Here is an 18,570-nt window from a genome sequence, read left to right as displayed (position 1 = left end):
GCTACGCGAGGGGCGACGCCGCCACGTTCACGCTGGCCGCGCCGCCCGAACTCGTCGGTCCCGGAACGCCCCGGCGCTGAGCGGCCGGGCGGGGGTCAGCCGGCGAGGGACCAGGCGATGCCGTCGAGGATGTCGTGCTCGCTGACGACGACGGCGCCGAAGCCGTACTCGCGCATGATGCGGTCGAGGATCAGGGAGCCGGCGCCGATGACGTCCACGCGGCCGGGGTGCATGACGCCGATCGACGCGCGTTCGGCGCGGGTGGCGTGCAGCAGGTCGCGGGTCACCTCGTGGACCTGGGCGGCCATGATCCGGGACAGGTGGATGCGGGTCGAGTCGTACTCGGGCAGGCCGAGCGCGATCCCGGCGACCGTCGTCACCGAACCCGCGAGGCCGACCAGGGTGCGCGCCTCGTCCACCGGGACGGTCTCCCGGACGGTCGCGAGCGCCGCGTCGATGTCGGTGATCGTCGCGGCGATCTGCTCGGGGCTCGGCGGATCGGCGTCCTTCAGGTGCCGCTCGGTGAGGCGGACGCAGCCGATGTCCATCGACACCGCCGCCTCCACGCCGGACGCGCCGAGCACGAACTCGGTCGAGCCGCCGCCGATGTCCACCACCAGGTACGGACGCGCCGGACGCAGCGCCGCGAGCTCGCGGGTCGCGCCGGTGAAGGAGAGCCGGGCCTCGTCGTCGCCGGTGATCACCTCGGGGACGACGCCGAAGACGTCCACCACGCCGCTGACGAAGTCGGCGCGGTTCTCCGCGTCGCGGGTCGCGCTGGTCGCGACGACGCGGACCTTCTCCGCGCCGTGCCGCCGGATGAGGTCGGCGTAGCCGCGCATGGCGGCGAAGGTGCGGTCGAGGGCCTCGGGGGCGAGCCGTCCGGTCTCGTCCACGCCCTGGCCGAGCCGGACGATCCGCATCTCGCGCTCGACGTCGGTGAGCGTGTCGCCCTCCACGTCGGCGATGAGGAGCCGGACCGAGTTGGTACCGCAGTCGATGGCGGCGACGCGCGTCACCGTTCCCCCTCCTGGTCTGGCCTGTCTTCGGTCGTGTTCCGCGCCGTGGACGCGGCGGCGGTCCGTGTCGTGGACTCGGCCGCGGTCTGCGTCGCGGACGCGGTCGTGTTCTGCGTCGCGGCCGTGGTCGTGGACGGGGAGGTGTCGGGACGGTCGGCGGTGGGGCACACGCAGGGGCCGTTCCGCCACCATTCGGGCAGCTCGGCGAGGGCTTCGCGGCCGAACGGGTTGACGCCCGGGACCGCGAGCTCGTGCGCGATCAGCGCGTGCAGGCATTTCACGCGCTCGGGCATGCCGCCGGCGCTCTGCATGCCCTCCGGCAGCGGCTCGACGCCCTCCTGCTCCGTCGCCTCGTCGCGGCGGCGCAGGTAGTCGGCGTGCGCGGCCTCGTAGTCGGCCTTCAGCTCCGGGTCGTCCGCCAGCCGGGCCTGCATCTCCCGCATCATCCCGCCGCCCTCCAGCGTCCCGATCGCGGACGCCAGTTTCGGGCAGGTCAGATAGAACAGCGTCGGAAACGGCGTGCCGTCCGGCAGCCGCGGCGCCGTCTCGATGACGGCCGGATTCCCGCACGGGCAGCGGTAGGCCACCCGCCGCACGCCGCGCGGCTCTCGTCCGAGCTGCTGCGCGATGGCGGCCCTGTCGCGTTCGTCGATCATGTCCCGTCCCCACCCGCGGGCCGCGCACCGGCCCGCGCCGTGCCGCCTCCCCGCGGCACCTGCCGCGACGGCCCGCTCTCCGGACCGCCGTACCTCTCCCCCACGCCCCCCACGGGACGCACCGCCGCCCGGCCGGACGTCCCCGCCCCGCCGGACCGTGTGGCTTCGCGGCTGGTCCGGACGGAGTTTTTCGTCCCGCCGGACCGTCCGGCTCCGTCGCCCCGCCGGCGGTCCCTCAACCACCGGACGTGCCCGCGCCCGCCGGGGGTCACCCGGCGCGGCCCGGGTCAGCGGGTGCGGTCGGCGGTCTCCACCGACCGCCAGAGCGCCTCGTACCACGGCGGACGCTCGTTCGCACCGCCCCGCTGGGCCTGCTCCCCGTCGCTCGCGCCACCGTCCAGGACGATGTAGCACTTCTCGTCGGGCATGCAGTAGTGGAGCCGTCGCTTCGCCTCACGTTCAATGTACGACTTGTCGGTCAGCCGTTGCTTGCGTTGCTCGAGTTCCGCGACCTGTTTCTGCGCCACCGACTGCTTGTGCTCCAGGTCGGCGATCTCCTGCCGCTGCGCGATGTACTCCCGGACGGGGTAGGCGAGCGTCAGGGCGATGGCGCAGACCACGACCGCGAGGATGGCGGCCCGGCCGGTGAGCGCGGATCCGCCCTGCCTGCCGCGCTGCCGTCCGGCCCGCGCGTCCGCTGCGGCGTCCCCGCCGACCTCGGCCGACGCCTCCGAACCGGCCGACGCGTCCGAGCCGACGCCCGCGCCCCGATCCGCGCCCGAACCCGAACCTACGCTCGCGCTCCGTCCCGCACGCGAGCCGGTGCCCGAGCCCCGACCCGTGTCCGGACCCGCGCCGACGCTCGCGCCTGAAGCCGCGGCCCGGCCTGCGCCTGCGCCGGTGCCCGCGTTTCGACTCGCAGCCGGACCGGCGCCCGTGCCCCGACCCGAGCCCGGGCCGGAACCGGTGGTCGGGCCGGAAGCGGGCCGGTTGCCGTCGTCCGCCGCCATCAGCGCTCCCTCGGTCGGGACCGCCGGCCGGGACGGGCCCGGCCGGCGGTCCGGCACGTGCTCAGGACTCCAGGGTGAAGCGCGGGAAGGCCGACGCGCCGGCGTACCGGGCGGCGTCGTCCAGGATGTCCTCGATGCGGAGGAGCTGGTTGTACTTGGCGACGCGGTCGGACCGGGCGGGCGCGCCGGTCTTGATCTGCCCGCAGTTGGTCGCGACGGCGAGGTCGGCGATCGTGGTGTCCTCGGTCTCGCCGGACCGGTGGCTCATCATGCAGCGGTAGCCGTTGGTCTGCGCGAGCGCGACCGCGTCGAGCGTCTCGGTGAGCGTGCCGATCTGGTTGACCTTGACCAGCAGCGCGTTCGCGGCGCCCTCGCGGATGCCGCGGTCGAGGCGCTCGGGGTTGGTGACGAACAGGTCGTCCCCGACGAGCTGGACCTTCGACCCGATGGCCTCGGTGAGCGCCTTCCAGCCGGACCAGTCGTCCTCGTTGAGCGGGTCCTCGATGGAGACGAGCGGGTAGGCGTCGACGAGCTCGCCGTAGTAGGCGGCCATGTCCTCGGCCGAGCGCTTGGAGCCCTCGAACTCGTACACGCCGTCCGAGTAGAACTCCGAGGCGGCGGCGTCGAGCGCGACGGCGATGTCGCGGCCCGGCTCGAACCCGGCCTTGCGGATGGCCTCCATGATGAGGTCGAGCGCGGCGCGGTTGGACGGCAGGTCCGGCGCGAAGCCGCCCTCGTCGCCGAGGGCGGTGTTGAGGCCCTGGGCCTTCAGCACGGCCTTGAGCGAGTGGTAGGTCTCGGCGCCCCAGCGGACGGCCTCGGAGAACGTCGGCGCGCCGATCGGCGCGATCATGAACTCCTGGATGTCGACGTTGGTGTCGGCGTGCGCGCCGCCGTTCACGATGTTCATCATCGGGACGGGCAGGACGTGCGCGTTCGGGCCGCCCACGTAGCGGAACAGCGGCAGCCCGGACGAGTCGGCGGCGGCCCGGGCGACGGCGAGCGAGACGCCGAGGATGGCGTTGGCGCCGAGGTTCGCCTTGTTCGGCGTGCCGTCGAGGTCGATCAGCGTCTGGTCGATCAGCCGCTGCTCGGTCGCCGGGTAGCCGACGAGCTTCTCGTCCACGGTCTCGTTGACGGCCTTGACGGCGTCGCGCACGCCCTTGCCGCCGTAGCGGTCGCCGCCGTCGCGCAGTTCCACGGCCTCGAACTGGCCGGTGGACGCTCCGCTCGGCACCATGGCGCGGGCTTCGGTCCCGTCCGCGAGCAGCACCTCGACCTCGACGGTCGGGTTGCCACGGGAGTCCAGGACCTCACGGCCGAGGACGGCCTCGATCGACGACACGGGCATCTCCCCTGTTGCTTGGCGTGCTCAGTCAGCGCACCCGCTCGGGCGGATGCTCCCCGAGCCTATCCAGCGCCCGGTCCGGACTTCGAACTGGCACGCCGCCCCAACCGGACGGGCCGTGACAAACCCGCGACGATTCCCCATCCCGCAAGCGACTTGACGAACGCATTACCTACATTATCTACTGTGCACGTCAATCCGACCTGCTTAGTAGGGAATTATGCCGATGCATCGCAGCCTCCGCCTGCGCGCCGCCGCCGCGGCCCTGACCGTCCTGGCCGGTGCGGGGACGCTCAGCGCCTGTGGCGGCGACGACAAGGGCGGCAAGGACGGCGCGTCCGCCCCGCTGAAGCTGGGGTACTTCCCGAACATCACGCACGCGACCGCGCTCGTCGGGATCCAGAAGGGCATCTTCGCCAAGCACCTCGGCGTCGCCCCGAAGACCGCGACGTTCAACGCCGGTCCCGCGGCGGTCGAGGCGCTGTTCTCCGGCGCGGTGGACGCGACGTTCGTCGGCCCGAACCCGACCGTGAACGCCTGGTCCAAGTCCCACGGCAAGGCGGTCAAGGTCATCTCCGGGGCGGCGTCCGGCGGCGTGTCGTTCGTCGTCAAGCCCGGCATCAACGGCCCGCAGGACCTCAAGGGCAAGAAGATCGCCACCCCGCAGCTCGGCAACACCCAGGACGTCGCGCTGCGCTACTGGCTGAAGAAGAACGGCCTGTCCGCCAACAAGGACGGCTCGGGCGACGTCAAGGTCGTCCCGCAGGACAACTCGCAGACCCTCCAGACCTTCCAGCAGGGCTCCATCGACGGCGCGTGGGTGCCCGAGCCGTACGCGTCCCGCCTGATCCTGGAGGGCAAGGGCAAGAAACTGCTGGACGAGTCGTCCCTGTGGCCCGGCGGCAAGTTCGTCATCACCAACCTGATCGTCCGGCGTGACTTCGCCGACAAGCATCCCGACCAGGTCAAGAAGCTGCTGGCCGGCGTGGTCGAGGCGACCGACTACATCAACTCCGACAAGCCGGGCGCCGAGCAGGCCACCAACGACGCGCTGACGAAGCTGTCCGGCAAGCCGATCAAGCAGAACGTGCTGGACGCCGCGTTCAAGAGCATCACCTTCACCACCGACCCGGTCGCGTCGTCCCTGGTGGCGGGGGCGCGCCACGCCGAGGAGATCGGGCTGCTCGACAAGGTCGACCTGACCGGCATCTACGACCTCGGACCGCTCAACGACGTGCTCAAGGCACAGGGAAAGGCACAGGTCAGCGACAAATGACACAGGCCGTCGAGGCCGCCGCGAGCCGGGCCGTGCCCTCCGGGGCAGCGGTCCGGCTCGACGGCGTCTCCAAAGCGTTCGGGCCCCTGCTGGCCCTCGACGACGTCTCGCTGACGGTCGAGCCGGGCGAGTTCGTCTGCCTGCTCGGCGCGTCCGGCTGCGGCAAGAGCACCCTGCTCAACCTCGTCGCGTCGCTGGACCGGCCGTCCGCCGGGACGATCGACACGGCCGGGCGGAGCGTCGCGCTGATGTTCCAGGAGCCCGCGCTGTTCCCGTGGCTGACGGTCACCGCGAACATCGAGCTGGCGCTGAAGACGCGCGGCGTCCCGCGCGCCGAGCGGCGCGAGCGGGCCGCCGAGCTGCTCGCGTCGGTGCACCTGGCGGGGTTCGAGAAGAAGCGCCCCCACCAGCTCTCCGGCGGGATGCGGCAGCGCGTCGCGCTCGCCCGCGCGCTGGCGCTGACCATCGACACCGTCCCCGCGGAGAAGCAGGGCACCGGCACCCTCTTGCTGATGGACGAGCCGTTCGGCGCGCTCGACGCGATGACCCGCGACCTCCTGCACGACGAGATCGAGCGGATCTGGCGGGAGCGGAACCTGAGCGTGCTGTTCGTCACGCACAACGTCCGCGAGGCCGTCCGGCTGGGCGACCGCGTGGTGCTGCTGTCGAGCCGTCCGGGCCGGGTCGTCGAGGAGTTCCCCGTCCCGATGGACCGTCCGCGCCGCATCGACTCCACCGAGGTCGCCGCGCTCGCCGGGACCATCACCGACCGTTTGCGCGAGGAGGTCGGCCGCCATGGCGCTTGAGATCAACGCGAAGCCGGAGGCCGCGGAGGCCGACGGAACACGGACCGGCGGAACCAAGAACGACGGAAGCTCGACCGGCGGGACGAAGCCGGAGCTGAGCCGCCAGATCTCCGGTCTGGACGCGCTGGAACTGGCCGCCGGGACGCGCCGGAACCCCCTCTCCCGGGCCTGGTCGTCGGTCTGGCCGATGGCGAGCGCCGTGCTGATCGCGCTGCTGGCCTGGCAGATCGTCGTGTGGTCGGGATGGAAGCCGTCCTACGTGCTGCCCGGGCCGGGCGACACGCTGCCCGAGCTGGGCCGCCAGCTCACCAAGGGCTCGTTCTGGGGCGCGGTCGGGCTGACCATGCAGCGCGCCGTGATCGGGTTCGCGGTCTCGGTCGTCGTCGGGACGCTCGTGGGCGCGCTGGTGACGCAGTCGTCGGTGCTGCGCCGCGCGGTCGGATCGCTGATCACCGGGCTCCAGACGATGCCGTCCATCGCCTGGTTCCCGCTCGCGATCCTGCTGTTCCAGCTCAGCGAGCAGGCGATCCTGTTCGTGGTGGTGCTGGGCGCGGCGCCGTCCATCGCGAACGGGCTGATCGCGGGCGTGGACTACACGCCGCCGATCCTGCTGCGCGCGGGGAAGGTGATGGGGCTGCGAGGGCTGAACCTGTACCGGCACCTGATCCTGCCCGCCTCGCTGCCGTCCTTCGTGGCGGGGCTCAAGCAGGGCTGGGCGTTCGCGTGGCGGTCGCTGATGGCGGGCGAGCTGCTGGTGGTGATCTCCTCGCACACCTCGCTCGGCGTGCTGCTGTCGCAGGCCCGCGAGTTCTCCCAGACCGACGCGATGATCTCCTACATGATCGTGATCCTGATCATCGGGATCGTGATGGACCGGCTGTTCGGCCTGGTGGACGGCGCGATCCGGACCCGCTGGGGCCTGGACGGCGACTGACCGCCTCCGCGCCGGGGGCGCCGCGTGCGCCAGGGTTTTCCGGCGCCGGATAACGGATCCTTGCCGGGGGCGGCGGGTCGCGTTTACCCGGGTCCGGGAAGCTTTGGGAGCGTGGGCGCTCCGTCGGTGCGGCTGTGGCACCGGGTGCTGCGCGACCCGTCGATCCGGACGAGGGTGACGGTCCGGGCCGTGCTGTTCGCGCTGCTCCTGGTGATCCCGCTGTACCTGGTGGCGATGCTGCTGGTCACCGTCGAGGCGCGGCACTCGCTGGAGAGCCGGGTCGCGCGGCGGGCGCGGATGGTGGCCGAGATGGCCCGCGCGGGACAGCTCGACCCGCGCATCGTCACCCGTCCGGGGGCACTCGTGCAGGTCGTGGACCTGACCGGGCGCGTGGTCGCGGTGAGCGACGCGATGAGGGGCCGTCCGCCGGTGCGGTTCGCCGTCCCGAGGGGCCTGGACAACCGCGTGGACGGGATCAGCTGCCACGTCAGCGCGCCCGGCGGGCGGTGCTTCCAGGTGGTGGCGCTGCGGGTGCACGACGGCCGCCGCGAGCTGGTCGTCTACGCGCTGCAGAGGACCCGTCCGTGGCTGCCGACACCCGGCCTGGCCGCGCTCACCGCGCTGATGATCCCGCTGGCGGCGGGCCTCATCGGCCTCGGCGCGTGGCGGGCGACCGGCCGCGCGCTGCGCCCGGTGGACGCGATCCGCCGCGACCTCGACGAGATCACCGCGACCGACCTGGAACGGCGCGTGCCCGAACCGTCCCGGGAGGACGAGATCCACGCGCTGGCCCGCAGCATCAACCAGACGCTCGACCGGCTGGAGCGGGCCGTCGCGCGGCAGCGCGCGTTCATCTCCGACATCTCGCACGAGCTGCGCAGCCCGCTCACCGGCCTGCGGACGGAGCTGGAGCTCGCCCGCTACGACCCGCACGGCGCGGACCTGGGCGAGACGACCGACGCGATGCTGCACAACGCCGACCGGCTGGAGCAGGTGCTCAACGACCTGCTCGCGCTCGCCCGCCTGGAGTCCGACCAGGGCCTGCGCACCGAGCCGCTCGACCTGCACGAGATCGCCGACCAGGAGGTGCTGCGCCGCCCCCGCCGGACGAAGGTGTCGGTCGTCGGCGACGCCCCGGTCGTGGTGCGCGCCGGACGGCTGGAGCTCGCCCGCGTGCTGACCAACCTGATCGACAACGCCGACCGGCACGCCGCGTCCGAGGTCACGGTGAAGGTCGGCGAGCACGAGGACCACGCGGTCGTCGAGGTCGTGGACGACGGCGGCGGCATCCTGCCCGAGGACCGCGAGCGCGTCTTCGACCGCTTCACCCGCCTCGCCGAGGCCCGGCACAAGGACGCCGGGGGAACCGGCCTCGGCCTCGCGATCTCCCGCGACATCATCGAGGCCCACGGCGGCACCCTGACCATCACCGACCGCTCGGACGGCGAGGAGGGCGCCTGCTTCGTCCTGCGCCTCCCGAAGGGCGACCCCAAGGACGGCGCGGGCCCCTAGACGCGAGCCCCAAGACGTGAGCCCCAAGACGTGAGCCCCAAGACGTGAGCCCCAAGGCGCGGGCGCCTAGTTCTCCAGGAACTCCACGATCGCCTCGGCCAGCTCGGGCCGGGTCACGGCGCTCATGTGGTTGCCGGGGATCTCGGTGTAGCGGCCGTTCGGCAGCGCTGCCGCCAGGTCCTTGGCGGAGCCGTTGTCGTGGTCGTCCGCGCCCGCCACGACCAGCGACGGCAGCGCGAGCCTCTCCAGCTCGGCGCGCGGCGTGTTCACGAACGTGTCGAGCACCCTCAGCAGCGCGACCCGGTCGCCGCCGACCGTCTTCAGGAACGCCTCGGCGCGCCACTCGGCGGTGCCGCGCTCGAACGTCCCCGGATTGCTGAGGACGTTCCGGAAGTGCTCCCCGCGCCCCTCGGTCTCGGTGATCCCGGTGAGCCCCATGCCCCCGAAGACGGCCCGCACCGGGTTCGCGCCGCGCGCGAGCATCCGCGCGGTCGTCCGCGCCCCGAGCGAGTAGCCGCCGAGGACGTAGTCGGTCAGGTCGAGGTGCTCCAGCAGCGCGAACCCGTCGTCGGCGAGCACGTCGGGCGGGTAGTTCGCCGGGTCGTGCGGCTTCCCGCTGTCCCCGTGCCCGCGCAGGTCCGGCATGATCACCCGGTAGCCGAGGTCGGCGAGCGCCTCCGCGTGCCCGTACCGGATCCAGTTCACCGTCGCGGTGGAGAAGTACCCGTGGATCAGCACGAGCGGCCGTCCCTCCCCCAGCTCCCGGAAGGCCAGCCGCACGCCGTCCCGCGCCGCGAAGTACTGAACAGGCACGTCGATCATGCCGTCCAACCTACCGCCGGCCGGACGCGCCGAAGACGTGATCCCCATCCCGCCGACCCACCCCCCGACGCGTCCGGCGGGCGTCCGGCGGGCGTCCGGCGGGGCGTCCGACGTCAGGGGGCGTGCTGGGCGGTGACGAGGGTGTCGCCGGCTCGGGTGCGGTAGTAGAGGACGGAGCGGCCCGAGCGGCGGCGGTCGGCGAGGCGGGCGTCCACGAGGATCTTCAGGTGGCGGCCGACCGAGCCGAGCGGGAGGCCGGTGAGGGCGACGAGCTGGGTGGTGCTCTTCGGGTCGTCCAGGAGGGTGAGCACGGCGGCGCGGCCCTCGCCGAGGAGACGGGCGAGGGCGCGCGGGGCGCGGACGGGCGCGGGGTCGGCGAGCTCGCCCGCGCAGGGGTAGATCATCGCGTAGCGGGCGTCGCGCTCCCAGGTCACCCAGCCGCGCGGGGACGTGACGGGCACGAGGAACAGCTGCGCGCCGGAGATCTCGCAGGGCGGGTAGTCGGCGGCGTTGACGCGCAGCCTCCCGTCGCCGAGCCAGCGGACGCCGGGTCGCAGTCCCTCCAGGGCGGCGGCCCAGCCGTCCCGGCCGAGCTGGCGGGTGCGGGCGATGATGTCCGCCTCCAGGACGCGGCGGCGGCGCGGCCAGTACGGTTCGACGGCCTCGCGCCAGACGCGGGTGAGGGTGTCGGCGGCGATGTCGGGGAGGTCGTCGCGGCGCAGGATCTCCGGCAGCGGCCCGCCCGAGGAGACCTCCATGTCGGCGCGCGCCTGGTCGGGCGCGGTGGCGCGGACGACGGCGACCTCGTCCTCGAAGGACGGCTCGAACTCGCCCGACGGCGGCGGCGTGAGGAAGTCGGCGTTCCAGCGGGTCTTCAGGGCGATGAGCCCCTCCCGGACGAGCCGGTGCGCGACCGGGTTCTCCCGCATGTGCGCGCGATGGCCGGGAAGCTCGGCCTCCAGCCACGCCCGGCGGCCGGGGTGCTCGGCCCGCTCCAGCTCCAGGTCGCGCAGGCAGCCGATCGTCTCGGCCAGCGGTGACAGGACGAACCGTCCGGTCGCCAGGGAATCCGCGTTGATCAGCCACAGGCCCATGACGTTTCGCCTCCCGGCGAAACTGTAACGCGCATCGGCCGACTCCCCGGACACTCCCGAACCATGCGCACCTATCGGGATCTGTTCCGTACGCCGGAGTACACCCCGCTGTTCGCGGTCGCTTCGGCGCACTCGGCGGGGATGGCGATGACCGGCCTCGCGCTCGGCACCCTCGTGTTCGAGGCGACGCGGTCCCCGCTGCTGTCGTCGCTGGCGATGTTCGGGCCGTCGTTCGCCCAGCTCGTCGGGGCGACGACGCTGCTCAGCGCGGCGGACCGGCTCCCGCCGCGCGCCGCGCTCACCATGACCGGCCTGGTGTTCGCGCTGGTCACGGCGCTGGTGGCGATCCCCGGGCTGCCGATGGCGGCGCTGTTCGCGCTGCTGGCCGTGCAGGGCCTCGCCGGGTCGGTCAGCGGCGGCGTCCGGTACGGGATGCTCACCGACATCCTGCCGAAGGACGGCTATGTCCTCGGACGGTCGGTGCTCAACATGTCGACCGGTCTGACGCAGATCGCCGGATTCGGGATCGGCGGAGTGCTGGTCGCGTTCCTGTCGCCGCGCGGCGCGGTGCTGGTCGGCGCGGGCCTGTACCTGGCGTCGGCGCTCGCGGCGCGGTTCGGGCTGACGGCGCGTCCGGCGCGGGGCGAGGGACGGCCGTCGATCGCCGCGACCTGGCGGATCAACGCGCGGCTGCTGACGTCCCCGGCCCGCCGCTGCGTGTTCGTCGCGCTGTGGGTGCCGAACGGGCTGATCGTCGGGTGCGAGTCGCTGTTCGTCCCGTACTCGCCGTCGCACGCGGGCCTGCTGCTCGCCGTCGCGGCGTTCGGGATGCTCGCCGGGGACGTCCTCGCCGGACGGTTCGTCCCGCCGGACTGGCGCGAGCGCCTCGGACCGTTCCTGCGGCTGCTGCTCGCCGCGCCCTACCTGGTGTTCGCGCTGGACCCGGCGCTGCCCGTCGCGGTCGTCGCGATCACGGCGGCGTCGGTCGGGTACTGCGCGACGCTGCTGCTCCAGGAGCGGCTGATGACCCTCACGCCGGACGAGATGCACGGGCAGGCGCTCGGCCTGTTCTCGTCCGGGATGCTCGCGATGCAGGCGGTCGGCGCGGCGATCGCGGGCGGGGTCGCGCAGGTCACCGGGCCTGCGGCGGCGATGGCGGTGATGGCGGCCGGCTCGGTGGCGGTCACCCTCGCGGTCGCGCCGGGCCTGCGCCCGCCCGTCCCCGCCGAGGCCGGCTGACCGCGCCACGTCGGCCCTGATCTGCTGCGCCGACCGGGCGCAGGTCGGGTGATCTCCAAGTCGCGGCCATGTTTTCCACAGGTCGGGTATCGGCCGGCGGACGCGCGGAGATCACCGTACGGTGACCGAGCAGAGCAGCGACCCGTACGACGAGCGGCTGTGGAACCGGGGCGACGTGGTCCTCCGGTTCCCGGGCGACCGCTCGGTGGGCGAGATCCAGATCGTCGCCGTCGGCGACGAGGACGACGACGTCGAGCTCCGCGAGGCGCGCGGCGAGGTGACCGTCCCGGCCGGGCACATGGCGTCGCTGGAGATGCCGGACGACACTCCGGCGGGTGACCTCGACTTCCTGGACGGCCTGCCCGAGCACGCGCTCGCAGGCTTCGCGGCGTCCGGGGTGAGCGCCGCGGGCCTCGGACGGCTCGCCCGGCAGAAGGAGCTGTTCCAGGTCGTCCTGGAGGAGCCCGCCCCGGACGACCACGCGCTCGCGCGCCTGTCGGACCTGACCGAGCTGGAGATCCTCGGCGTCGAGGACGACCGGAGCCCCGGCCGCTGGTTCGAGCGCTTCGCGGGCACCGGGCTGATGAACCTGGAGGTCACGCGGCAGCGGACCGGCGCGGAGGCGCTCGCCGGCATCGGCTCGATCGACGGCCTCTACTCGCTGCGCCTGATCACCGACGAGCTGGACGCGGACGGCCTCCGGGCGTTCGGCGCGCTCGACGGACTGGAGTCCCTCACGATCTGGACCGACACCCCGCTCGGACCGTCCCATCTCACGTTCGCCACCGAGATGCCGGAGCTGGAGGTCCTGGAGGTCAAGTCGGTCGACGGCGCGGATCTCCTCTCGCCCGAGCAGACCCTCGACGTCCTCCGGATGCTGCCGGACGTCGAGCTGAACGGCCTCTGGTTCACCGCGGAGAAGCTGCCGACCCTCACCCCGCAGGACATCGCGCACGCCGGCGACCGGGACGTCGTCGCCATCGAGGACCCGGACGCCTTCGACCACCTGGTCGCCCGCTCCGGCGACAGGCCCGTCCTCGCGTACTTCACCGCGAAGTGGTGCGGACCGTGCAAGCAGTTCGGCCCGCTCGTCGAGCGGTTCGCCACCGACAACGCCGACAAGGTCGCGACCGCCCGCATCGACATCGACGCCGCTCCCGAGCTGGCCGAACGCTACGAGATCCTCGGCGTCCCGACGCTGCTGGTGATCCGGCGCGGCGAGATCGTCGCGAGCCACGGCGGCTCGCTGCCGCGCCGCGACCTCGACCACTTCGTCAGGCACGCCCTGGCGGGTTAGGCACGTACACCTCGACGTTGCCCGCGTTCCGCCGGACGGCCAGTCGCGGCAGCGGCGCGAGCGGGCGCTTGAAGTGCTGCCGCAGGACGCGCCCGTCCAGGGCGAACAGCGACTCGTGGCACGGGCAGCGCAGCCCGTCGCCCTGGTGGTACAGCTCGCAGCCCTGATGCGTGCAGATCCCGGACACCGCCTGGAACCTTCCATCCCGCCTGGTCAGGAAGCCGGGCATCCCGCCCGCCTCGAACGCCTGCACGCCGCCCTCGGGCAGGGCGTCGGCCGCGACGACCGGATGCCAGACGCCGTGCAGCGGGGTGAGGTCGCCGTCCGGGGGCGCGGACGCGACGCCCCCGGACAGCGTGTGGTCGGCGACCGCGCCGACGGCGGCGCCTCCCACGGCCAGCGCTCCGCCCGCCAGCAGGGCCCGTCTGACCGGCGACCGGGGCGCGGGCGCTTCTTCGCCGCGCGCGGCGTGCGCGAGCTTGCGGTGCAGTTGCGTCACGAACTCCTCGCGCGGGGCGTCCGCTCCCGGACGCGCCGCCCGCAGCTCGATCGCGGCGCGCAGTTCCTCGGCCTCCGCCTCCGTCGGGCGGAACCGGCGCGGACGGCGGCCCCGCAGGAGGTCCCGCACGTGCCGGGTCAGGCCGTCGCTCATCGGTCCTCCCCGGGGCGCTCGCGGGCGGCGTCGGCCGCCAGCCGCAGCGCGCGATGCTGCATGACCTTCGCGTTCCCGGTGCTCACGCCCAGCTCGGCGGCCGTCTCACGGACCGAGTAGCCGTTCAGGAACCGCAGTTCGAGGACGCGACGATACCGCTCCGGCAGCGCCCCGAGGATGCGCCGCACCCGGTCGGCCGCGCCGCCGCCGGGACGCTCCGGCTCGTCCCGCGGCGGCTCGGCGATGTCGTCGTCCTCGATGCGGGTGATCTCGCGGCCGAGCGTCCGCCGCCAGTGCGCCGCGAGGACGGTCCGGGCCGTCGCCGCGAGGTAGGCGCGCACCTCCTCGGCCGCCGCGTTGAGCCGCAGCGGGCCGAGCGCGGCGAGGAACACCTCGGCGGTCAGGTCCTCGGCGTCCGGGCGGTTGCCGACCTTGGCGAACATCAGCCGGTACACCCACCGGACGTTGTCGTGGTACACGGCCTCCCAGTCGGGATACGCGCCGTCGCGCACCACGTGCAGGCGCGGGCAGGCATCGGCCTCGGCGCCGGCCTCGGCCGACGCGGCGTCCGGCGGCGGGTCGGCGCCGCCGCCGCGGAGCCTGCGGCGCATGGCGGATCCTCTCTCCGACGCCACGGTACGCCCGGCTCTCAGGCGAGCGTCTGGTCGCGGACGGCGAGGCCCGGCCGACCCCGGACATAACCGACCTCCCGGATGCCGAGCGCGTCGTGCAGCTTCCCGGCGGGCAGCGTCACCGGGGCGGGCGCGGGCCCCTGCCCCGGCTTCGGCAGCGGATAGGCCGTGGTCGTGGCGCTGTGGAACGTCACGTTGCCCTCGGTCTTCGTGAAGAGCTGGTGGATGTGCCCGTTCAGGCACGTCACCGACGAGAACCGCGCCAGCATCCGCAGGACGCGCGCCGCGTCGTCCGTCCCCCAGCCCCACGCCGGATACAGCGCGAACAGCGGGATGTGGCTGAACACCACGATCGGCGTGTCCGAATGCAGGCCCGCGATGTCGCGCTGCACCCACGCGATCTGGTCCTCGCCGAGATGACCGAGCTTCTTCAGGTTGAGCGTGTTCACCAGCCCGATGAAGTGGACGCCCTGGAGGTCGAAGCTGTACCAGCCGTCCCCCTGCGTCCCCTTGCCGAACGCCGCGCGGTACTTCTGCCCCGCGTCGTCGATCGAGTCGTGCTCCCCGGGGACGAACACGACCCGTCCCGCCTTGAGTTCGGAGGTCATCTGCTTGACCTGGTCGAACTGCGCGGGCGTCGCGAGATGCGTGAGGTCCCCGCTGTGCAGGACGAAGTCGGGCCGGTGCTTCAGCGCGTTGACCTGCTTGACCGCCCGGTGGAACGACCCGCTGACGTCGGTGTTCGCCGGGCCGGTGAACCCGATGTGGCTGTCGCTCACCTGGACGAACCGCAGCGTCGCGTCCTTCGGGAACGGGTCGGGCGCGTCGGCGTCGACGACCCGGCTGATCACCTCGCCGCCCGTCACGGCGAGCGCCACGGCCGCCCCGAACCACGCCCCGTGCTTGATCAGCTGCCGCCGGTTCATCTCGATCACGGCGTCACCACCACCGTCCCGTGCATGAACGGGTGGATGGTGCAGATGTAGGCGTAGGTGCCGGGCTTGGTGAAGGTGAACCGGAACGAAGCGCCCGCCACCAGAGCGGGGGACCGTGGACCGCCTCCTCCGGGAACGGTCACGGTGTGGGGGTCTTCGTCCCGGTTCGTCCATGTGACGGTAGTCCCGCGCTTCACCGTCAGCTTCGCGGGCGCGAACGCGAACCCGCTGATCGTCACCGCATCGGGCCCCGCCGCGGGCGGTTTCGCCGCCGACGAGTTCGACGGCATGCTCATGCCGCCCATCGGCGACGCCGCGGGAGTGCCCTTCCCGCCACCCCCGCAAGCCGCCGCCGACAAAAGGATCAGCGCGCCCCCGGCGGCCAACGCCGCCATCCGCGCACCAGACGCCGCGTCCATCAACGCCCCCTCCAGGAGATCCCGCCGTCTGCGGAACCCTCACGAGGAGATAGGCGAGGGGGTTACATCACCGCCGAGCGCGCCGAAGCACGTCCTCCCACGCGACCGCGCTCAACAGCAACTTGGGCCCATCTGGATCCTTGGAATCCCGAACCGCCACCGCAGCCGCAGCCCCCCGAACCTCAACACACGCCCCGCCGGTGTCCGTGCTGTGGCTGCTCTTCTGCCAGCCCACATCCCCAACCTCGACGCACTCGCCGCCGGTGTTCGTGCTGTGAGAACTCGTTCGCCAGTGAATATCAGCGACTTCAATACAGTTCCCGCCCGTACCGCCACTGTAGCTGCTCTTACGCCATCTCCTAGTCGACCAACCTGCTGCGTTCACTCGGCCTCCCAAGCTTCGCGCACGAGTTTCAGGGATTCACGGGCAGACAGGGCCACCCCCCTGATCAAGTCAAAGTTTAGTTGGTACTGCTGCACTGTGGGGCGATGCTCCGTGAGGTTCCCACCTACGTGACCCTCCGTATAGACCATGTGGGGTCGATCGGGGAAGCCGAGCAGATAGAAAGGGCCCATGATTCCTGGATAATATCCCGCATCAGCAGGCACGATATGCAGGGTCACATTGGGAAGCCCTGCGAGATCCAGCAAGTGCCGGTACTGGCCCCGCATTACCCCATCGTTCCCCAGACGCCGCCGCAGGGCGCTCTCATCGAGAACGACAATGACATTGGGCGGACTCTTCTGCAGCAACAGCTTTCCCCTGGCCATACGAGTAGCAACCAGCGCTTCCGCCTCGTCAGAGCTATAACCAGGCTTCACCGTTTCATAAGCGTACTCCGGCGTCTGAAGCAGGCCAGTAATCACATTGACCTCGAAGATGTGCCTGACCGTCGCCTTGGACTCCACTCTCAAGAATCTCTGGAAGCCGGGCGGGAGCAAGCTCAGGTCACGCTCTTCCCCTATCTCCTGCCAACGACGCACGAAAGTTCCCGGCGCATGGAAGAAAGAGTCGCAGTCTTCGGCGAAATCGCGCGAGGGGATGTTCTTGCACGCCTCGACCTGGCCGACGAGTGAAGCGTCGTAGCCGAGGCGGGCGGCCAGTTCGGACTTGGTGAGTCCCATCTGCTTGCGCCACGCGGTGAGGTCACTGGCGAAGCCCTTGATCGCCCGTCCCTCGTACGGCTCCCTACTAGCAGTCATCGCGTCTCCCTGTGGGGGTTTTGAGCACGCGGTCCAGGGGCGGTCCAGTCCGCTTCGAACCCGGTCCTGTCGCGGTCCGTTGCGGTCTGTAGCTGAGCGTAGCCGATGCTGCGAGGCTTGTGACGCACGCCACGCATGACTGACAAGGAACGCACGGCAGACAAGGCCGCATATGAGCACCCGAACCATTACCGAAGAGCAGGCGCTGGACGCCTTGCGTCGCGAGTACCCGGGCCACAACATCTGGCGGGCCCGCCGCAGGGACGGATCGCCGGGCGACTGGTGCGCCACTCTCCACGACGCGTCCGAGGGCATCGACCCGACCGTCATCCGCAGCTCCGCCGGCGACCTGTGGGACGAGTTGGCCCAGGAGCGCCGCCGCGCGCACAGCCGGGGCTCACTGTGATCACGCCTCTCCCGTCCCCCGGCCGCTTGCGCCGCCGCTGGATGCGCCATCGCCTGAACCGGATCCGCGCCTACCTACGCCACGAGGGCTGGATCGTGGACACGCGCTACGACTCCCCGATCCCGCTCATCCACGTGCGTTCGGCGTCGTCCCCGCACATCGGCGAAAGCGTCCTGGTCCTCCGGAGCCGGCGCGGCTGGCACTACCGCTCATCGAGCGGCGACTGCCTGGCGTCCCACCGCCGCCCCGACCTGGCCGCCGACCAGCTCAGCGCGATCCTCACCTACTGGACGGGCGCCGCGCCCCACCCCCACAACCACGAGAAGTGAACTGTCAGACACGAAAGGTAACGTCCCTCCCATGCCGAAATCCCCCCACGAGGCGCTCCACCAGATCTTCCGCGAAGATCGCGGACTCGCCTCCCGCCTGTTCGACCGGCTCTCCAAGGTGCCGCCGCCCGCGCTCGAGGACGCCATCGTCCTGAACACCGACCTCACCAGCATCAAGCTGGTGGAACGGCGCGCGGACACCGCGCTCATGCTCCGCGGGAGCCTTCGCGGTGAGGATCACATCCTCCTCTGCGAGGCTCAGCTCAACATCGACAAGGGCAAGCTCAAGAGCTGGCCTCACTATGTCTCCTACCTGCACGACAAGTACGACTGCGATGTCGATCTCCTGGTGATCTGCCAGAAGCCGAAGACGGCCGAATGGGCCAGGAAGATCATCAAGATCGGCCGCAACAAGAGGGCCCCGACCCTCTGGCTCAAAGCCCGGGTTCTCGGCCCGGACAACGCCCCCAAGATCACTGGCGTCGGCGAGGCCGTTCGCGACATCTACTTCGCGACGCTCTGCGCCATCACCCACGCCTACAGTCCGGCTCCAGAGGCCATACTGAAAGCGCTGGCCATGGCCTTCACCCGGATCGACGACGAGACCCGCGACGTGCTGTACCACTTCGTGACGTCCGGACTCGCCGACTCGCCCGCCCGCAACGTCTGGAGAGAACTCATGAAGGACACGGACACCTACGGCTACGCGAAGGAACTCGCCGACATGTACAGCCCCCTCGCCTACGAGGAAGGCGAGGCGAAGGGCGAGGCAAGGGGCGAAGCCAAGGGTGAGGTGAAGGGCGAGACGAAGGCCCTGCTCAGCGTCTTGGAGGCGCGCAACATCCCCCTGTCGGACGAGGTGACCGAAAAGATCGCCAACTGCCCCGACCCCGACACCCTGCTGACCTGGCTCCGCCGCGCCGCCCTCGCCACCAACGTCGAAGACGTCTTCCGCGACTGAGGAGCTTCAAAGCACCGCTC

20 protein-coding genes and 1 pseudogene are annotated in these 18,570 nt (G+C 71.8%); 9 read left to right on the top strand and 12 right to left on the bottom strand.

What is annotated here, in order from left to right:
• Positions 1-95: 95 nt before the first annotated feature.
• The 4 genes and pseudogenes from ACFPCY_RS27375 to eno all read right to left on the bottom strand — a co-directional run bounded on the left by ACFPCY_RS27375 (position 96) and on the right by eno (position 4,030).
• Entirely contained in the window at positions 96-1,019 is a 924-nt protein-coding gene (locus ACFPCY_RS27375) for a Ppx/GppA phosphatase family protein (protein ID WP_378259704.1), read from the bottom strand.
• A gap of 164 nt (positions 1,020-1,183) precedes the next feature.
• A pseudogene (locus tag ACFPCY_RS27370) lies at positions 1,184-1,675 on the bottom strand (DUF501 domain-containing protein); the annotation flags it as partial.
• Between the two features lie 287 nt (positions 1,676-1,962).
• Positions 1,963-2,685: an FtsB family cell division protein gene (locus tag ACFPCY_RS27365; protein WP_378259703.1), complete on the bottom strand. Its 723-nt coding sequence runs from the start codon at positions 2,683-2,685 to the stop codon at positions 1,963-1,965.
• A gap of 61 nt (positions 2,686-2,746) precedes the next feature.
• The gene (eno, locus tag ACFPCY_RS27360; RefSeq protein WP_378259702.1) at positions 2,747-4,030 is read right to left on the bottom strand and encodes a phosphopyruvate hydratase; all 1,284 of its coding nucleotides are present in this window, start codon (positions 4,028-4,030) and stop codon (positions 2,747-2,749) included.
• Positions 4,031-4,259: 229 nt separating this feature from the next.
• On the opposite strand from eno, the gene ACFPCY_RS27355 reads away from it, so the two are divergent.
• From ACFPCY_RS27355 to ACFPCY_RS27340, 4 genes are all read left to right on the top strand, one after another.
• Complete coding sequence (locus ACFPCY_RS27355) at positions 4,260-5,309, top strand: ABC transporter substrate-binding protein (protein ID WP_378259701.1); 1,050 nt, start codon at positions 4,260-4,262, stop codon at positions 5,307-5,309.
• On the top strand, positions 5,306-6,115 hold the full coding sequence (locus tag ACFPCY_RS27350) for an ABC transporter ATP-binding protein (protein ID WP_378259700.1): 810 nt from the start codon (positions 5,306-5,308) through the stop codon (positions 6,113-6,115). Before ACFPCY_RS27355 ends, ACFPCY_RS27350 begins: the two co-directional genes overlap by 4 nt.
• The gene (locus tag ACFPCY_RS27345; protein ID WP_378259699.1) at positions 6,105-7,049 is read left to right on the top strand and encodes an ABC transporter permease; all 945 of its coding nucleotides are present in this window, start codon (positions 6,105-6,107) and stop codon (positions 7,047-7,049) included. Before ACFPCY_RS27350 ends, ACFPCY_RS27345 begins: the two co-directional genes overlap by 11 nt.
• 111 nt (positions 7,050-7,160) lie before the next feature.
• The gene (locus ACFPCY_RS27340; protein WP_378259698.1) at positions 7,161-8,561 is read left to right on the top strand and encodes a sensor histidine kinase; all 1,401 of its coding nucleotides are present in this window, start codon (positions 7,161-7,163) and stop codon (positions 8,559-8,561) included.
• A gap of 66 nt (positions 8,562-8,627) precedes the next feature.
• Here ACFPCY_RS27340 and ACFPCY_RS27335 read toward each other — a convergent pair whose 3' ends face one another.
• On the bottom strand, positions 8,628-9,383 hold the full coding sequence (locus ACFPCY_RS27335; RefSeq protein ID WP_378259697.1) for an alpha/beta fold hydrolase: 756 nt from the start codon (positions 9,381-9,383) through the stop codon (positions 8,628-8,630).
• 113 nt (positions 9,384-9,496) lie between these two features.
• Entirely contained in the window at positions 9,497-10,477 is a 981-nt protein-coding gene (locus ACFPCY_RS27330; protein ID WP_378259696.1) for an ArsR/SmtB family transcription factor, read from the bottom strand.
• A 63-nt stretch (positions 10,478-10,540) separates the two neighbouring features.
• On the opposite strand from ACFPCY_RS27330, the gene ACFPCY_RS27325 reads away from it, so the two are divergent.
• Both ACFPCY_RS27325 and ACFPCY_RS27320 read left to right on the top strand, forming a co-directional pair.
• Entirely contained in the window at positions 10,541-11,716 is a 1,176-nt protein-coding gene (locus ACFPCY_RS27325; RefSeq protein ID WP_378259695.1) for an MFS transporter, read from the top strand.
• Between the two features lie 121 nt (positions 11,717-11,837).
• The gene (locus tag ACFPCY_RS27320) at positions 11,838-13,013 is read left to right on the top strand and encodes a thioredoxin family protein (protein ID WP_378259694.1); all 1,176 of its coding nucleotides are present in this window, start codon (positions 11,838-11,840) and stop codon (positions 13,011-13,013) included.
• Here the strand turns inward: ACFPCY_RS27320 and ACFPCY_RS27315 are convergent.
• The 6 genes from ACFPCY_RS27315 to ACFPCY_RS27290 form a co-directional block, all read right to left on the bottom strand.
• Positions 12,991-13,665, bottom strand: coding sequence for a Rieske (2Fe-2S) protein (locus ACFPCY_RS27315; protein ID WP_378259693.1), 675 nt, complete (start codon positions 13,663-13,665; stop codon positions 12,991-12,993). The two genes, ACFPCY_RS27320 and ACFPCY_RS27315, sit on opposite strands and share 23 nt — an antisense overlap.
• Entirely contained in the window at positions 13,662-14,276 is a 615-nt protein-coding gene (locus tag ACFPCY_RS27310) for an RNA polymerase sigma factor (protein WP_378259692.1), read from the bottom strand. The genes ACFPCY_RS27315 and ACFPCY_RS27310 overlap by 4 nt, the downstream gene beginning before the upstream one ends.
• 38 nt (positions 14,277-14,314) lie before the next feature.
• On the bottom strand, positions 14,315-15,223 hold the full coding sequence (locus ACFPCY_RS27305) for a metallophosphoesterase family protein (protein WP_378259894.1): 909 nt from the start codon (positions 15,221-15,223) through the stop codon (positions 14,315-14,317).
• A 5-nt stretch (positions 15,224-15,228) separates the two neighbouring features.
• Positions 15,229-15,528: a cupredoxin domain-containing protein gene (locus tag ACFPCY_RS27300; RefSeq protein WP_378259691.1), complete on the bottom strand. Its 300-nt coding sequence runs from the start codon at positions 15,526-15,528 to the stop codon at positions 15,229-15,231.
• Positions 15,529-15,718: 190 nt separating this feature from the next.
• Positions 15,719-16,036 carry a DUF397 domain-containing protein gene (locus tag ACFPCY_RS27295; protein ID WP_378259690.1) on the bottom strand — a complete coding sequence of 106 codons (318 nt, stop codon included), beginning with the start codon at positions 16,034-16,036 and terminating at the stop codon, positions 15,719-15,721.
• Positions 16,033-16,854: a helix-turn-helix domain-containing protein gene (locus ACFPCY_RS27290; RefSeq protein ID WP_378259689.1), complete on the bottom strand. Its 822-nt coding sequence runs from the start codon at positions 16,852-16,854 to the stop codon at positions 16,033-16,035. Before ACFPCY_RS27290 ends, ACFPCY_RS27295 begins: the two co-directional genes overlap by 4 nt.
• A 172-nt stretch (positions 16,855-17,026) precedes the next feature.
• On the opposite strand from ACFPCY_RS27290, the gene ACFPCY_RS27285 reads away from it, so the two are divergent.
• Genes ACFPCY_RS27285 through ACFPCY_RS27275 form a run of 3 tightly spaced genes read left to right on the top strand, consistent with a single transcriptional unit; the run spans position 17,027 to position 18,550 of the window.
• Positions 17,027-17,260 carry a hypothetical protein gene (locus tag ACFPCY_RS27285; RefSeq protein WP_378259688.1) on the top strand — a complete coding sequence of 78 codons (234 nt, stop codon included), beginning with the start codon at positions 17,027-17,029 and terminating at the stop codon, positions 17,258-17,260.
• Positions 17,257-17,589, top strand: coding sequence for a hypothetical protein (locus ACFPCY_RS27280; protein ID WP_378259687.1), 333 nt, complete (start codon positions 17,257-17,259; stop codon positions 17,587-17,589). Before ACFPCY_RS27285 ends, ACFPCY_RS27280 begins: the two co-directional genes overlap by 4 nt.
• 31 nt (positions 17,590-17,620) lie before the next feature.
• Positions 17,621-18,550: a hypothetical protein gene (locus ACFPCY_RS27275; protein WP_378259686.1), complete on the top strand. Its 930-nt coding sequence runs from the start codon at positions 17,621-17,623 to the stop codon at positions 18,548-18,550.
• Positions 18,551-18,570 lie beyond the last annotated feature (20 nt).

It is taken from the genome of Actinomadura gamaensis, assembly GCF_042652125.1.
In the GTDB taxonomy this organism is placed as follows: Bacteria; Actinomycetota; Actinomycetes; order Streptosporangiales; family Streptosporangiaceae; genus Spirillospora; species Spirillospora gamaensis.
This window is presented reverse-complemented; position numbering and strand designations above follow the sequence as displayed.